The organism is Amycolatopsis sp. GM8, assembly GCF_021653975.1.
Lineage (GTDB): Bacteria > Actinomycetota > Actinomycetes > Mycobacteriales > Pseudonocardiaceae > Amycolatopsis_E.
Map to the genome: position 1 here is coordinate 288,209 of NZ_JAJKFK010000003.1, position 14,077 is coordinate 302,285.

General features: G+C 71.6%; 15 protein-coding genes. 10 read left to right on the top strand and 5 right to left on the bottom strand.

The genetic code is table 11. From position 1 onward, the window contains the following. Window positions 1-108: 108 nt before the first annotated feature. The 3 genes from LOZ83_RS14570 to LOZ83_RS14580 are packed head-to-tail and all read left to right on the top strand — an operon-like array spanning window position 109 to window position 2,974. Entirely contained in the window at window positions 109-1,230 is a 1,122-nt protein-coding gene (locus tag LOZ83_RS14570; RefSeq protein ID WP_236791113.1) for a hypothetical protein, read from the top strand. Next, window positions 1,227-2,138: an ABC transporter ATP-binding protein gene (locus tag LOZ83_RS14575; RefSeq protein ID WP_236791115.1), complete on the top strand. Its 912-nt coding sequence runs from the start codon at window positions 1,227-1,229 to the stop codon at window positions 2,136-2,138. The genes LOZ83_RS14570 and LOZ83_RS14575 overlap by 4 nt, the downstream gene beginning before the upstream one ends. Continuing rightward, a complete protein-coding gene (locus tag LOZ83_RS14580) occupies window positions 2,135-2,974 on the top strand; it encodes an ABC transporter permease (RefSeq protein ID WP_236791116.1) in 840 nt (279 codons plus the stop codon). The genes LOZ83_RS14575 and LOZ83_RS14580 overlap by 4 nt, the downstream gene beginning before the upstream one ends. On the opposite strand, the gene LOZ83_RS14585 is transcribed toward LOZ83_RS14580, so the two are convergent. Continuing rightward, window positions 2,964-3,740 carry a lipase gene (locus LOZ83_RS14585; RefSeq protein ID WP_236791117.1) on the bottom strand — a complete coding sequence of 259 codons (777 nt, stop codon included), beginning with the start codon at window positions 3,738-3,740 and terminating at the stop codon, window positions 2,964-2,966. The two genes, LOZ83_RS14580 and LOZ83_RS14585, sit on opposite strands and share 11 nt — an antisense overlap. Window positions 3,741-3,800: 60 nt before the next feature. Here LOZ83_RS14585 and LOZ83_RS14590 point away from each other — a divergent pair, with 60 nt between their 5' ends. Both LOZ83_RS14590 and LOZ83_RS14595 read left to right on the top strand, forming a co-directional pair. Then, complete coding sequence (locus LOZ83_RS14590; protein WP_236791119.1) at window positions 3,801-4,235, top strand: MerR family transcriptional regulator; 435 nt, start codon at window positions 3,801-3,803, stop codon at window positions 4,233-4,235. A 19-nt stretch (window positions 4,236-4,254) separates the two neighbouring features. Further along, window positions 4,255-5,241, top strand: a complete 987-nt coding sequence (locus tag LOZ83_RS14595) for an aldehyde reductase (RefSeq protein WP_236791120.1) — start codon at window positions 4,255-4,257, stop codon at window positions 5,239-5,241. On the opposite strand, the gene LOZ83_RS14600 is transcribed toward LOZ83_RS14595, so the two are convergent. The 3 genes from LOZ83_RS14600 to LOZ83_RS14610 all read right to left on the bottom strand — a co-directional run bounded on the left by LOZ83_RS14600 (window position 5,242) and on the right by LOZ83_RS14610 (window position 7,341). Beyond that, the gene (locus LOZ83_RS14600) at window positions 5,242-5,985 is read right to left on the bottom strand and encodes a three-helix bundle dimerization domain-containing protein (protein WP_236791121.1); all 744 of its coding nucleotides are present in this window, start codon (window positions 5,983-5,985) and stop codon (window positions 5,242-5,244) included. A gap of 75 nt (window positions 5,986-6,060) precedes the next feature. Next, window positions 6,061-6,423, bottom strand: coding sequence for an RNA-binding S4 domain-containing protein (locus LOZ83_RS14605; RefSeq protein WP_236791123.1), 363 nt, complete (start codon window positions 6,421-6,423; stop codon window positions 6,061-6,063). A gap of 51 nt (window positions 6,424-6,474) precedes the next feature. After that, window positions 6,475-7,341 (bottom strand): SAM-dependent methyltransferase, encoded by an 867-nt coding sequence (locus LOZ83_RS14610; RefSeq protein WP_236791124.1) that lies wholly within the window; start codon window positions 7,339-7,341, stop codon window positions 6,475-6,477. Window positions 7,342-7,450: 109 nt separating this feature from the next. On the opposite strand from LOZ83_RS14610, the gene LOZ83_RS14615 reads away from it, so the two are divergent. From LOZ83_RS14615 to LOZ83_RS14630, 4 genes are all read left to right on the top strand, one after another. Beyond that, on the top strand, window positions 7,451-8,389 hold the full coding sequence (locus tag LOZ83_RS14615; protein ID WP_236791126.1) for a hypothetical protein: 939 nt from the start codon (window positions 7,451-7,453) through the stop codon (window positions 8,387-8,389). Window positions 8,390-8,392: 3 nt separating this feature from the next. Continuing rightward, complete coding sequence (locus LOZ83_RS14620; RefSeq protein WP_236791128.1) at window positions 8,393-10,606, top strand: cation-translocating P-type ATPase; 2,214 nt, start codon at window positions 8,393-8,395, stop codon at window positions 10,604-10,606. Between the two features lie 686 nt (window positions 10,607-11,292). After that, window positions 11,293-12,372 carry an LLM class flavin-dependent oxidoreductase gene (locus LOZ83_RS14625; RefSeq protein WP_236791129.1) on the top strand — a complete coding sequence of 360 codons (1,080 nt, stop codon included), beginning with the start codon at window positions 11,293-11,295 and terminating at the stop codon, window positions 12,370-12,372. A 12-nt stretch (window positions 12,373-12,384) separates the two neighbouring features. After that, the gene (locus LOZ83_RS14630) at window positions 12,385-13,032 is read left to right on the top strand and encodes an FMN reductase (protein ID WP_236791130.1); all 648 of its coding nucleotides are present in this window, start codon (window positions 12,385-12,387) and stop codon (window positions 13,030-13,032) included. Here the strand turns inward: LOZ83_RS14630 and LOZ83_RS14635 are convergent. Continuing rightward, window positions 12,986-13,591, bottom strand: coding sequence for a winged helix-turn-helix transcriptional regulator (locus LOZ83_RS14635; RefSeq protein WP_236791132.1), 606 nt, complete (start codon window positions 13,589-13,591; stop codon window positions 12,986-12,988). The two genes, LOZ83_RS14630 and LOZ83_RS14635, sit on opposite strands and share 47 nt — an antisense overlap. 59 nt (window positions 13,592-13,650) lie before the next feature. On the opposite strand from LOZ83_RS14635, the gene LOZ83_RS14640 reads away from it, so the two are divergent. Beyond that, window positions 13,651-14,022, top strand: coding sequence for a VOC family protein (locus tag LOZ83_RS14640; RefSeq protein WP_236791133.1), 372 nt, complete (start codon window positions 13,651-13,653; stop codon window positions 14,020-14,022). The last annotated feature ends 55 nt before the right edge of the window (window positions 14,023-14,077 follow it).

Sequence of the window (14,077 nt, forward strand, 5' to 3'; positions counted from 1 at the left end):
CCGTTGGGCCGAACAGACCAACCCGACCGTGCGCGCCCGCGAACCCGGAGCGGTAGAGCCCAAAGGACTTTTCGTGTCCTTGAACTTTCCTGGCGTACAAAGAGACTTATGTCAGTTGTGCGGCAGGCGAAGCGGCGCCGGTGGGCGGTGGTGGCCGTGGTCGCGGTACTGCTCGTCGCCGTGCCCGCAATCGTCGCCGCGGTGCGCCCGGCCGGGCAGTCCATCGCCGCCGCGCAGCTGCGCGCGCTGGTGCTGGGCTCGGAAACCCGGCCGTACCAGGGGTATGCGCACAGCACCGGCTCACTCGCGCTGCCCGAGCTGCCGAATCTCGCCGACGTGTCGGCGCTGTTCACCACCACGACGAGCACGCACACCTGGTACGCGGGCCCCGACCGCTACCGCGTCGCCGTGCTCTCCGCCGCCGGCGAGCACGACATCTACCGTCTCCCCGAAGGCGAATACACCTGGGACTACGGCACGAACACGCTCACCGAGCTGACCGGGCAGTCCACGGTGCGGCTCCCCCGGGCGAGTGATCTGGTCCCGCCGGAACTGGCGCGGTGGATCCTCCGGTCCGCGCCCGCCGATCCCGTGACGACGCTGCCCGCGCGACGGGTCGCCGGGATCGCGGCGTCCGGACTGCGGCTCGTGCCCGCCGACCCGGACACCACGATCGGGCAGGCCGACATCTGGGCGGATCCCGGCACGGGCCTGCCGGTGCGCGTCGAGGTGACCGCGCGCGGACAGAACGCGCCGGGCCTGGTCGCGGAGTTCGAGGACGTCGACCAGACCGCACCCGTGGTCACCGCGCCGAAACCGGCGCCGGGCAGCGGTTTCACCGTGACCAACGCCCCGGACATCTCGGACGCGCTCGGCGCGCTCGGCCGCGTCCGGCTGCCCGCGACGCTCGGCGGCCGCCCGGTGCGCACCACCAACTTCGGGGGCGTGCAGGGTGCGGCGCTGTACGGCTCCGGTCTCGCGACGTTCGTCGTCGTCGCGGTCCCGCCCAACCTCGCCCGCGATGCCGCGGACGCGGCCGGGCAGGCGGGTGGCGCGACGGAAACCCTGGCCAACGGCGAGGGAGTGTTCCTGTCGATCACGCCGCTGTCGCTCGCCGTCGTGCGCCCGCCCGGGATGCGGCGCGGCTTCCTGCTCGCCGGGCTGGTCGGGCACCAGGTGCTGCGCGCGGCCGCCGACCAGCTCTCCCAGCTGCGCCGGGGCGGCCCATGATCACCACACACGCGCTGACCAAGCGGTTCGGCCGCATCGTGGCGGTCGACGCCGTCGATCTGAGCGTCCGCGAGGGCGACCGCTACGGCTTCCTCGGCCCGAACGGCTCCGGCAAGACGACGCTCGTGCGGATGCTGCTCGGGCTCGTGTACGCGACGAGCGGCGAGATCGAGGTGCTGGGCCGGCCGATTCCCAAACGGGTCGCCGAAGTGCTGCCGGACGTCGGCGCGCTGGTCGAGGGGCCGGGCGCGTACGGGCATCTGTCCGGGCGGCGCAACCTCACGCTGCTCGACGCCGCCGGACCCGGTGGCGGGCGGCGGACGCGGCGCAAACGGGTCGGCGAGGCACTGGAGCGGGTCGGGCTGGCGCATGTCGACCAGCGGCCGGTGAAGGCGTACTCGCTGGGCATGCGGCAGCGGCTCGGGCTCGCCGCGGCCCTGCTGCGGCGACCGCGGCTGCTGATCCTCGACGAGCCGACGAACGGGCTGGATCCGCAGGGCATCAAGGAAATCCGGGAGCTGCTCATCGAGCTGAACCAGGACGGGACGACCGTGTTCCTGTCGAGTCACCTGCTGGCCGAGGTCGAGCAGCTGGGCACGAGGGTCGGTGTCGTCGACCGCGGCCGCCTGGTGCTCGAGGACGATCTCGAGGCGTTGCGCGCGGCGACCGGGCGGGTGCTCGTCGGCACGCCCGACCCGGCGGTGGCCGCCTCCGTCCTCGACGGCCAGATCGAGGCCCGCGACGGCGACCGGCTGGTGATCCGGCACGACGACCCCGCCGCGCTGAACGCGCTGCTCGTCGGGGCCGGGGTGCGGGTGCGGTCCATCGACGCCGAACGGCGGACGCTGGAACAGGTCGTGCTGGCGGCCACCGGCCCCGGCTCGGACCGGTTCGGAGGCCCCGAATGATCGCGGTGGAACTACGGAAACTGGTGCTGCGCCCGCGAATGTGGGTGAGCGTCGGGCTGCTGTGCCTGCTGCCCGCGATCGTCGCGGTGTTCCTGGCGACCGCGGACTTCGCGCCGCCGCCGGGACAGGGCGGCGCGTTCCTGTCCGCGGTGGTGAACGACGGCAAGCTCTACCCCGCCGCCGCGCTGGCCCTGGTGCTGCCGCTGTTCCTGCCGATCGCCGTCGCGGTCGTCGCCGGGGACTCGATCGCGGGCGAGGCGTCCGGCGGAACCCTGCGGTACCTGCTGGTCCGGCCGGTCGGGCGGACGCGGCTGCTGGTGGCGAAGCTGATCGCGGTCGCCGTGTACGTCACCGCGGCGATCGTGATCGTGGTGCTGACGTCGCTGGTGATCGGCGTGCTGCTGTTCGGCACCGGCGGCAGCGAGGTCATCCCCGGCATCCCCGCCCAGGGTGGCGTGGTGTCGCTGTCCGGCGCGCCGCTCAGCTCGTCCTCGCTCGGGCTGCGGCTGCTCGGCGCGGTCGGCTACATCGTGCTGTCGATGCTGGGGTTCGCGGCGATCACGGTGTTCCTGTCCACGCTCACCGACTCGGCGCTCGGTGCGGCGCTCGGCGGGCTCGCCGTGCTGATCACCAGTTCGGTGCTGGAAACCCTGGACGCGGCCGCCGCGGTCAAGCCGTACCTGCCGACGCACTACTGGCTTTCCTGGATCGACTTCTTCCGGGATCCCGTGCTGTGGCGCAACATCGACCACGGGCTGCTGCTGCAGGCCGGGTACATCGTGGTGTTCTTCGGCGCGGCGTGGGCGAACTTCGCGACACGCGACATCACGAGCTGACGCACTCCGCCGGCGCGGCCAGCGGCGCCGTGCCCAGCGCCCGCACGACGAGCGCCTGCGCCTCGGGGTCGGTGGGCAGATCTCCGTGCGCCGCCTGGTTTCCCGGGCACGCCTGCTGCAGCGGCACGTTGACCGCGCCGTCGAGCCGGGCGGAGTCCGGCGGGGTCACCACCTCGTCGCGGTCGGTCCAGATCGACAGCCACGGCAGGCCCGGCGGGATCGGCGGCAGCTGCCGCAGCAACGCGCTGCCGGGCGCCAGCTGCTGACACGCCAGCGGGCACGCGCCGGAAACGAGCAACCCACCCGCGGCGGCGAGCTGGGTGCCGTGCATGGGCGCGCCGAGCGTCACGACCCGGCGCGGCTGTCCGCCCTGTGCGACCCACAACCGCGCCACGACGCCGCCGGCCGAGTAACCGATCACGTCGACCGAGGGCGCGCCACGCTGGTACGCCTGCTCGGCCGCGCCGGCCAGCACCTCGGCCTGGGCCTCGAGATCGCCGGTCCCGTCGCCCACCAAGGTCAGCACTTCGGCGTCGCGCCCGGTGTCCTGCCGGATCCTCGTCGCGAGCTGGTCGAGCGCGCCTTTCGCACCGCCGTAGCCGGGCACGAGCAGCACCGCGCCCGGTTCGTCCCGCGTCCTGGTCGCGGTGCCCCGGCTCGCGGTGGCCACGAACACCGCGGCGACCACGACCACGACGAGCACGACCGAAGTCAGCAGCAGGCGCCGGCGCGGGCTGATCCCGCGCCACCAGTCAGGAGCACGCACTCGTCCATGATGGCCCGGCCGGCTTGACTTCAAGCGCTTGAAGTTCCGCATGCTGGTGTCATGGCGACGACGACGGGGTTCACGATCCAGGAGGTCTCGCGGCGCAGCGGGCTGAGCGAGCCGACGCTGCGCTACTACGAACAGATCGGGCTGATCGGGCCCGTACCGCGCGATCCGGGCAGCGGGCACCGGCGGTACGACGCGGCGGCCGTGGACACGATCTCGTCGCTCGCCTGCCTGCGCTCGGCCGGCATGCGGGTCGACGGCCTGCGCCGCTACCTCGACGTGCTGACCCGCGGCAACGACGCCGCCGCCGAGCAGCGGGAGCTGTTCACCGAGCAGGCCGACCGGCTCTCCGCACAGCTCGACCTGATGCGGCTGCGGCTGGATTACCTGCGGCTCAAGGCACAGCTGTGGGACGCCCGCGAACGCGGCGACGCCGAGACGGAGCAGGACGTGATTCCCCGCCTGGTCGGGCTCATCGACCGGATCTGACTATCCACAAAGGACTGAAATGACCGAGAACACACTGGTCGTCGTCACCGGCGGCACCGGGTACCTGGCCGGGCACACCATCCTGCGGCTGCTGCGCGACGGCTACCGCGTCCGCACCACCGTCCGTTCGCTCGACCGCGCCGCACAGGTGCGGGCCGCAGTGGGTTCAGATGAGCTCGAAGTGGTCGCGGCCGACCTGTCCGCCGACGACGGCTGGGCCGCGGCCCTGAAGGGCGCGGACTACGTGCTGCACCTCGCTTCGCCATTCCCCGCCGAGGCGCCCGCGAACGACGACGAGGTCATCCGCCCCGCCCGCGAAGGAACGCTGCGGGTGCTGGCCGCCGCACGCGAAGCCGGCGTCCGGCGGGTCGTGCTGACCTCGTCGTTCGCCGCGGTCGGCTACAGCGCCACCCCGCGCGAGTCCTACACCGAGGACGACTGGACCGACCCGGCCGACCCCAACACCGCCTACATCCGCTCGAAGCCGATCGCCGAACGAGCGGCCTGGGACCACGTCCGCGAAAACGGCGGGCCCGAGCTGACGGTGATCAACCCGACCGGCATCTTCGGTCCCGTCCTCGACGGGCACCTGTCGTCCTCGGTGCGACTGGTCAAGGCCATGCTCACCGGGGCGATGCCGACCGTGACCCCGACCTACTTCGGCGTGGTGGACGTCCGCGACACCGCCGATCTGCACGTGCTGGCGATGACCCATCCCGCGGCCGCCGGGCAGCGTTTCCTGGCCACCAGCGGGAAATCGGTCAGCTTCCTGCAGATCGCCCGGATGCTCGGCGACCGGATCACCCAACTGCCCGCCGAGTTGACGGCGGAGCAGGTGCGTGAAGGCGCCAGGACCAACCCGGCGTTGCGGGAGGCGGCGCGCCGGCTGGGGTGGATCCCGGTCATCGACACCACGAAGGCGCGGACCGTGCTCGGCTGGTCACCCCGCACGGTCGAGGAGACCATTGTGGACACCGCCGACAGCCTGCTCGCGCTGGCGGACTGATCAGCTCGCGGCCAGCAGTTCCTCGGTGCGGCGCACGGCGGCGGCGCGCTCTTGCTCGTTGACGGCGAGGGCCCGCACCGCCGGGTCGTCGGGCCCGCGGCGGGCCTTGATGTCGGCGATCCGGTCGCCGAAGGACACCGGTTCGCCGTCGGGGCTCGTGGTCATGTCGCAGTACCAGAGCGCGTCCCGCACCGGGGTCCGCTCGTCCTCGTAGGCGGCCAGCTGCTCGGCGAACCCGTTGAGCCGGGCGACCGCGTCGGCGCCGGCGTGGTGCGCGACCAGGGCGCAGATCCGGTCCGGCCAGCCCCGCCGGGTCAGGTAGCGCGCGCCGTCCAGCTGGTGGAAGCCGGTGTCCGCCACCTCGGTGCCGTAGCCGATATCGTGCAGCCACGCGGACGCGACCAGGAACTTTCCCTCGCCGGGCACGAGCCGCGGGGCGATCGTCCCGGCGCGGTGCGCGACGGCCTGGGTGTGCACCCAGCGGCGCGGCATGTCGTCGGCCAGCAACCGCTTCGCGAGGTTCTCCGCGCTGCTCTCCATCTGCAGCTGCGCACGCACGAGCCGCTCGACGAAGATCGGCACGAACGACACGATCCGGGCCTGGGCGAACCGGGCACGGGCATGCTCGATCCAGTCGTGCAGGACCGTCGGCGAGACCTGGTCCTGTTCCGCCCGGAGGCGGGCCTCGAGCCGCTCGATCATCTCGTCGACGTGCTTGCCGTGCGCGGCCTCCGCGGTGTCCATGGCCATCACCCGTCCATCCTCGGTCGCGGGTTTCACTCTCCCCCGCCCGCGGACGTATCCACAGAGCCTAAAGTCCTAGGGCCGGCCGCGAAACCTGTCGAGCACACGGCGTTCCCGCTTCGTCGGGCGGCCGGCCCCGCGCTCGCGGCGGGCGACCGGCACCACGGCTTCCGGCGGCGGGGCCGGGGTGCGGTCGATGAAGCAGGTGGCGGCGTCGGCCGCGCCGACCCGTTTCTGGATCACCCGCACCACCTCCACCACCCGTGTCTTGTCGCCGACACGGGCGCGCACCTCGTCACCGGGCGACACCGTGGTCGCGGGCTTGGCGGGGCGGTCGTTGACGCGCACGTGACCGCCCCGGCACGCCGCGGCGGCGTCGGGGCGGGTCTTGGTCAGCCGGACCGCCCACAACCAGCGATCCACCCGTGTCGACTCCATATCGCCCCATCCTTGCACGCGAGGGAAACGCTTTGCCGGCGTCGCGGCGCGTCAGGTTCGTTCGGCGCGGACGAAGCGTTCGATCTCGCTCGCGGGCAGGTCGCGCCCGGCGGGTTTCAGGTAGCGCTCGGCGTACTCGGCCGGTCCGGCCTGTTCCCGTTCGGCCCAGCCGTACTCCCGCAGCAGCCCGTCCACTTCGGACGGTTCCAGGCCGACGTGCCAGACCCGGCGGGGCGCCACGAAGTCCCGGTACAGCGACTTGGCGCCGTAGAACTCCTTGCCCTCCAGGAACTCCCGCCGCACGAAGGTGAAGACCAGCCGGCTGCCGGGCGCCGCCTTCGCCAGGCAGGAGAGCGTGCCACGAAAACCGCCGGCGGTCAGGTATTGGGTGACGGCCTCCCAGACGAACATCGTCGGCAGATCGGCGCGAAACCCTTGGGCGGTAAGGGATTCCTCCAGCGTGAAATGGTCGAAATTCACCGGCACCAGGCGCACGCCGTCGGGTACGTCACCGAAGATGGCGCGCAGGCGGTCGCGCTTGTAGTCGATGTTCTCCGGCAGGTCCACCTCGAACACGGGCACCTCCCACCCGTAGGCGATGGTGTCCAGTCCCGCGCCGAGGATCACCAGCTGGCCGATGCCGCCGGCGAGCGCCTGTCCGACCCGGTCCCGGGCGTACCGCTTGCGGCAGAGCACGCCACCCCAGACACCGAGCGCCTTGCGGTCGGACGCGGCCTCGAGCCACTCCCGCAGCGGGCGCCATCGCCCGGCGCGGGCCAGGAATCGCATGGTCGCGGGGAGCATGCGCGCGGCCAGCGGGTCGTCGACGATCCGGTGCTCAGGCGGCGTGTACTGCTCGATCGCCGTCACGAACATCGGGCCGAACGCCGTCCGCGCCTTCGGTGGCCGTCGGGTCATCCGATCACGGTAGCCCACCCCGGCTCCGATATACCCCCCAGTGGTACTTGTCATGGGATACCCCCCTAGTGTATTAAGAGAGATATCCGGTCCGAGGAGGAGATCTCGAATGCGAACAGCCACCACGATCGGCATCTACGGGCTCGCGCTGTGCGCGGTCGTCGGCGGGGCGTGGACGGCGGGCGCCGCGATCGGTCCCGTGGACACCGCCACCCCGCCGGCCGCCGAGCACGACGTGGGCGCGCCGCCCGGCGGGCACGACATGGGCGCCATGGCGGCCCCGGCGTCCGACGACGTCCCGGCCGGCCTGGCCTCGTCGCGGAGCGGGTACCGCCTGGTGGTGCAGGACAGCCAGCTCCCGGTCGGCACGGCCGTACCGCTGCGATTCCAGGTCCTCGGCGCGGACGAGCGCGCCGTCACCACTTTCGACGTGTCGCACGAGAAGCAGCTGCACCTGATCCTCGTCCGCCGCGACGGCGTGCACTACCAGCACCTGCACCCCGCGCTGGCGCCGGACGGGACCTGGTCGCTCGACGTCGCCCTGCCGGCCGCGGGCACCTACCGCCTGCTCGCCGACTTCGTCCCGCACGGCGGTCCGGCCACCACCTTGGGCACGGACCTCCAGGCGGCCGGTGAGTTCAGCCCGGAAAGCCCGGCGCCCAGCAGGAAGTCCGTTGTGGACGGTTATGAGGTTACTTTGGACGGTGCGCTCGCTCCGGGTGCGGACTCCCCGGTGACAGCCACCGTCACCCGCGACGGCAAGCCGGTGACCGACCTGCAGCCCTACCTCGGCGCGTACGGGCACCTGGTTTCCTTGCGCGAAGCCGATCTGGCGTACCTGCACGTGCACCCGATGGGCGGCCCGGGCGACGGCGTGACCCCGTCCGGGCCGCAGGTGGAGTTCTCGACGCACGTACCCAGCGCCGGCCGCTACCGGTTGTTCTTCGACTTCCAGGTGAACGGAAAGGTGCGCACCGCCGAGTTCACTGTGGACACCACAGGCGCGGCGATCCCGCATGACGCCGAGCCGCACGGGCATGGTGGCTGACTCATGACCACGATCGAAAAGCCCCAGCGGATCGAGCTCGCGATCGGCGGGATGACCTGCGCGTCGTGCGCGTCGCGGATCGAGCGGAAACTGAACAAAGTGGACGGTGTCACCGCGACCGTCAACTACGCCACCGAAAAGGCGAGCGTCGACTACACCGGTGACGTCACCGCCGAGGATCTGGTCGGGGTCGTCGAGGCCGCTGGTTACCAGGCGTCCCTGCCCGCCGCCGCGGCACCGTCCGCGGAGCCCGAGGACCCGACCAGGCCGCTGCGGCAGCGCCTGATCGCCGCCGCGGTGCTCGCGGTCCCGGTGATCGTGCTGGCGATGGTGCCGGCACTGCAGTTCACGAACTGGCAGTGGGCGTCGCTCACCCTCGCCACACCGGTCGTGACGTGGGCGGCGTGGCCGTTCCACCGGGCCGCGTGGACGAACCTGCGCCACGGCGCGGCCACCATGGACACGTTGATCTCGCTCGGGGTCGGCGCCGCGTTCCTGTGGTCGCTGTACGCGCTTTTCCTTGGTACGGCGGGTGTTCCGGGGATGCGGCACGGGTTCGAACTGACCATCGAACGGTCCTCGGGCAGCGACAACCTGTACCTGGAGGTCGCCGCCGGGGTCACCACGTTCATCCTCGCCGGCCGCTATTTCGAGGCCCGCGCCAAGCGCCGGTCCGGCGCGGCGCTGCGGGCGCTGCTGGAGCTGGGCGCGAAGGACGTGTCCGTGCTGCGGGACGGGCGGGAGGAGCGCGTCGGCATCGAGCAGCTGCGCGCCGGAGACCTCTTCGTAGTGCGGCCCGGGGAGAAGATCGCCACCGACGGTGTCGTCACCGAGGGCGGTTCGGCGGTCGACGCGAGCATGCTGACCGGCGAGTCCGTTCCGGTCGAGGTCACCGCCGGGGACAGTGTCACCGGCGCGACCGTCAACGTCGGCGGGCGCCTCGTCGTGCGGGCGAGTCGGGTCGGCGCAGACACCCAGCTCGCGCAGATGGCGAAGCTGGTCGAGGAGGCGCAGAACGGGAAGGCCTCCGCGCAGCGGCTCGCCGACCGGATCGCCGGGGTGTTCGTGCCCGTCGTGATCGCGCTGGCGGCCGGGACGCTCTCGTTCTGGCTCGGCGCGGGGGCCGGTGCCACGGCGGCCTTCACCGCCGCGGTCGCCGTGCTGATCATCGCCTGCCCCTGTGCCCTCGGGCTCGCGACGCCGACCGCGCTGCTGGTCGGCACCGGGCGCGGCGCGCAGCTGGGCATCCTGATCAAGGGCCCGGAGGTGCTGGAGTCGACGCGACGCGTGGACACCGTGGTGCTGGACAAGACCGGTACCGTCACGACCGGCCGGATGAGCCTGCTCGACGTGCACGTGAGCGGGATCGAGCGGGCCGAGGCGCTGCGGCTGGCCGGGGCGGTCGAGGAGGCGTCCGGACATCCGATCGCGCAAGCGATCGCCGGTGCCGCGCGGGCGGCCGGGGACCTTCCCGCGGTGACGGAGTTCCGCGGCACCGAGGGGCTGGGCGTCGCGGGAATCGTTGAGGGCAAAGCAGTTCTGGTCGGCCGGGTCGCGTTCCTGGAAGACTGGGGCGTGCACCTCGACGCGGCGTTGCGGGCGGCGCAGACCACGGCCGAGAGCCGGGGCCGCACGCCGGTCGTCGTCGCCTGGGACGGGGTCGCGCGTGCGGTGCTGGTCGTCGCCGACACGGTCAAACCGACGTCGGCGGAGGCGATCCGCCGGCTGCGCGGGCTCGGCCTGACGCCCGTGCTGTTGACCGGCGACAACGAGGCCGCGGCGCGCGCGGTGGCCGCCGAGGTGGGCATCGAGGACGTGATCGCGGAGGTCATGCCGCGGGACAAGGTCGATGTCGTGGCGCGGCTGCAGAAGGAGGGCCGGGTGGTGGCGATGGTCGGCGATGGGGTCAACGACGCGGCCGCGCTCGCGCGGGCGGACCTCGGGGTGGCCATGGGCACCGGCACGGACGCCGCGATCGAGGCCGCCGACCTGACCCTGGTGGGCGGCGACCTGCGCACCTCGGCCGACGCGATCCGCTTGTCGCGGCGCACCCTGGCCACCATCAAGGGCAACCTGTTCTGGGCTTTCGCCTACAACCTGGCCGCCCTGCCGCTCGCCGCCCTGGGCCTGCTCAACCCCATGATCGCCGGCGCCGCGATGGCCTTCTCATCGGTCTTCGTGGTCGGCAACAGCCTCCGCCTCCGCCGCTTCCACTAACCCACCCCCGCGTGGCGCGCGTTCGCCCCTCCGCGGGCTTAGTCGTCCCCCGCGGCGCGTGTTGGTCCTCACGCGCGCGTGTTTGCCGATCACGCGGGCGTATTGGCCCCTCCTGCGGGCGTGTTTGCCCACCACGTCGGTGAGTTGGCCGGTGGCGTCGGTGAGTTTGCCCGCCACGGCGGTGAATTGGCCCGCCGCGCGGGCTTCACCGCGCCGGAAGCAAACCCACCGACGCCGGGAGCAAACTCACCGACGCGAGAAGCAAACTCACCGACGTGGGGCGCAAACTCACCGACGTGGGGCGCAAACACGCGCGCGGGGAGCGAACACCGGGGCGCGAGGCGACCGGTTTCGACATCTGGGGCCTCCGTGGTGAACGGGACCTCCACGGCAGTGGCACCGCCGCCTGCGGGCGGCGAGCCTCGCGGGACCTCCGCCCTGCAGGCGGCGAGGCTCGCGGTGACGAGGCTTACCCGCTAAAGTCTCGCGGGAAATATTCTTCCGCGCGAGACGTTTACCCGAGAGGAACCGGGGACCACCAACAGACCGGCCACCGGCCAGGCACAGAGCAGGAATCAGACCAGGTACCGACCCCAGGTCGGAGCAGCTACCGACCAGGATCAGCGGGCAGCGACCGGCCACGGACCACCGACCAGGTACAGCGGGCACAGAGCAGGAAGGCCACCATGCAGTTCGGAGTGTTCAGCGTCAGCGACGTGACGACCGACCCCACCACCGGCGAGACCCCGGACGACACCGAGCGCGTCCGGTCCATGATCACCATCGCCCAGCACGCCGACGAGGCCGGGCTGGACGTGTTCGCGACCGGCGAGCATCACAACCCGCCGTTTGTCGCGTCCTCGCCCACCACGCTGCTGGGCTACCTCGCGGCGTCGACCAGGAACATCATCCTGTCCACCTCGACCACGCTGATCACGACCAACGACCCGGTCAAGATCGCCGAGGACTACGCCATGCTGCAGATCCTCTCGAACGGCCGGATGGACCTGATGATGGGCCGCGGCAACACCGGCCCGGTCTACCCGTGGTTCGGCAAGGACATCCGCCAGGGTATCCCGCTCGCCATCGAGAACTACGCACTGCTGCGCCGTCTCTGGGATGAAGACGTGGTCGACTGGGAGGGCAAGCTCCGCACCCCGCTGCACGGGTTCACCTCGGTCCCGCGCCCGCTCGACGGGGTGCCGCCGTTCGTGTGGCACGGCTCGATCCGCAGCCCCGAGATCGCCGAGCAGGCCGCCTACTACGGCGACGGTTTCTTCCACAACAACATCTTCTGGCCGATGTCGCACACCAGGCAGATGGTCGAGTTCTACCGGCAGCGCTTCGAGCACTACGAGCACGGCCGCGCCGACCAGGCCATCGTCGGCCTCGGCGGGCAGGCGTTCATCCGTAAGAACTCCCAGGACGCGTGGAACGAGTTCCGCCCCTACTTCGACAACGCGCCCGTTTACGGCCACGGCCCGTCGATGGAGGATTTCACCGCGAGCACGCCGCTGACCGTCGGCAGCCCGCAGCAGGTCATCGACCGCTACGCGAGCATGCGCGAGGACGTCGGCGACTACCAGCGCCAGCTGTTCCTGATCGACCACGCCGGCTTGCCGCTCAAGACGGTGCTGGAGCAGATCGACATCCTGGCCGAGGAGGTCGTTCCGGTGCTGCGCAAGGAAATGGAGGCCAAGCGCCCCGAGGGCGTGCCGGCCGACCCGCCGAGCCACGCCGACCGCGTCGCCGCGCTCGCCTCGTAACGAGAGGAAACCATGAAGATCGTGAGCGTGTCCGCCGGGCTGAACCAGCCGTCGTCCACCCGCCTGCTCGCCGACCGGCTGAGCCAGGCGACCGTGGCCGCGCTGGAAACCGAAGGCACGACGGCCACCGTCGAGACGATCGAGCTGCGCGACCTCGCGCACGACATCACCAACGCGCTGGTGACCGGCTTCCCGGCCGGCCAGCTGCCTGGCGCGCTGGGCGAAATCACCAATGCCAACGGGATCATCGCGGTGACACCGATCTTCACCGCATCCTACTCGGGTCTGTTCAAGTCCTTTGTGGACATTCTGGACAGGGGCTCGCTCACCGGGATGCCGGTGCTGCTCGGCGCGACGGGCGGCACCGCGCGGCATTCCCTCGCGCTGGACTACGCCGTGCGCCCGCTCTTCACGTACCTGCACGCCGACGTCGTCACCACTGCGGTCTTCGCCGCGACGGACGACTGGGCAGGCGAAGGCGACAGCGTGAACCCGTTGCCCCAGCGCATCGAACGCGCCGGACGTGAGCTGGCCGCGAAGATCCTCGCGGCCGGGCGCGAGCGTCCGGCGGACCCGTTCACCGCCGTCCCGGACTTCGCGGACCTGCTCGGCGTCAGCGCGGCGACACCAAACGGCGGAAACGCCGCTGGTTCCCGGTGACGGCCAGCCGCCCGTCCGCGACGGCGGCATCGAATGCGGCCGGGTCGGTCAGGATCTCGTTCAACGTCAAAGGATCCGTGCGGACCGAGGCGTCCGCGGCGGCGGGTTCGCCGGACTCGACGTGGACCTGGCCGGCTTCCGTGCGAATGGTCCAGACCCGGTCGCCGAGCTCCATCCGGTAGGTCGCGGCCGACTCGGCGTGCGCCATGCCCCGCAGGAAGATCAGCACCGACGTCGCGGTGATCGCCGGCTCGGGCGGCAGCGGAACGCGCAGGCCCCACTCGCCCAGCGCGAGCATGATCGGCTCCAGCCGCCGCCCCCATTCGGTCAGCTCGTAGTCGCCCGCGGACCGGCGCCGCAGCACGCCGCGTGCCTCCAGTTCGCGCAGCCGGTCGGTCAGCAGGTTCGAGCTGACGCCCGCAAGTGCCTTGCGCAGCACGGAAAACCGCTGCGGCCCGAACAGCAGCTCGCGCACGACCAGCAGCGCCCACCGCTCCCCCACGACGTCGAGCGCGCGCGCGATCCCACAGGCGTCCTGATAGCTCCGGCTCGTCGGCATGCCCCGAGCCTAGCGCTGAACAGTTGTTTTTAACAACCACGAGCGGTAACGTGCGCGCCATGACACAGGCAGTCGTGCATTTCGAGATCATCGGCACCGATCCCGCGGCCCTGCGCGAGTACTACGGCGCCCTGTTCGGCTGGGAGTTCGACACTTCCGGCCCCGTCGCACCGGAAGTCTCCGAAGCCGGGAACTACGGTTTCATCGGCAACACCGGAGGCATCCCGGGCGGAGTCGGCGGCGGTGCGGACTATCCCGGCCGCGTCCTGTTCTACGTCGGCGTCCCCGACGTGGCAGCAGCCTTACGCAAGGCCGAAAACCTCGGCGGGACTTCGACAATGGGGCCGTCGCGGGTTCCGGGTGGAGCCCTCGTCGTCGCGCATTTCACGGACCCCGAAGGACATCTGGTCGGCCTGGCTGGCCCCGCCTGAGACCCGCGCCGTATAGGTCGTTATACGGCCTTACGGACTGTGATCGCGTGCTACC

What these genes read in the sequence shown, in the direction of transcription:
- LOZ83_RS14570 (WP_236791113.1), top strand. Translation starts at nt 109, where the DNA reads ATGTCAGTTGTGCGGCAGGCGAAGCGGCGCCGGTGGGCGGTGGTGGCC.
- LOZ83_RS14575 (WP_236791115.1), top strand. Translation starts at nt 1,227, where the DNA reads ATGATCACCACACACGCGCTGACCAAGCGGTTCGGCCGCATCGTGGCG.
- LOZ83_RS14580 (WP_236791116.1), top strand. Translation starts at nt 2,135, where the DNA reads ATGATCGCGGTGGAACTACGGAAACTGGTGCTGCGCCCGCGAATGTGG.
- LOZ83_RS14590 (WP_236791119.1), top strand. Translation starts at nt 3,801, where the DNA reads ATGGCGACGACGACGGGGTTCACGATCCAGGAGGTCTCGCGGCGCAGC.
- LOZ83_RS14595 (WP_236791120.1), top strand. Translation starts at nt 4,255, where the DNA reads ATGACCGAGAACACACTGGTCGTCGTCACCGGCGGCACCGGGTACCTG.
- LOZ83_RS14600 (WP_236791121.1), bottom strand. Translation starts at nt 5,985, where the DNA reads ATGGACACCGCGGAGGCCGCGCACGGCAAGCACGTCGACGAGATGATC.
- LOZ83_RS14605 (WP_236791123.1), bottom strand. Translation starts at nt 6,423, where the DNA reads ATGGAGTCGACACGGGTGGATCGCTGGTTGTGGGCGGTCCGGCTGACC.
- LOZ83_RS14610 (WP_236791124.1), bottom strand. Translation starts at nt 7,341, where the DNA reads ATGACCCGACGGCCACCGAAGGCGCGGACGGCGTTCGGCCCGATGTTC.
- LOZ83_RS14615 (WP_236791126.1), top strand. Translation starts at nt 7,451, where the DNA reads ATGCGAACAGCCACCACGATCGGCATCTACGGGCTCGCGCTGTGCGCG.
- LOZ83_RS14620 (WP_236791128.1), top strand. Translation starts at nt 8,393, where the DNA reads ATGACCACGATCGAAAAGCCCCAGCGGATCGAGCTCGCGATCGGCGGG.
- LOZ83_RS14625 (WP_236791129.1), top strand. Translation starts at nt 11,293, where the DNA reads ATGCAGTTCGGAGTGTTCAGCGTCAGCGACGTGACGACCGACCCCACC.
- LOZ83_RS14630 (WP_236791130.1), top strand. Translation starts at nt 12,385, where the DNA reads ATGAAGATCGTGAGCGTGTCCGCCGGGCTGAACCAGCCGTCGTCCACC.
- LOZ83_RS14635 (WP_236791132.1), bottom strand. Translation starts at nt 13,591, where the DNA reads ATGCCGACGAGCCGGAGCTATCAGGACGCCTGTGGGATCGCGCGCGCG.
- LOZ83_RS14640 (WP_236791133.1), top strand. Translation starts at nt 13,651, where the DNA reads ATGACACAGGCAGTCGTGCATTTCGAGATCATCGGCACCGATCCCGCG.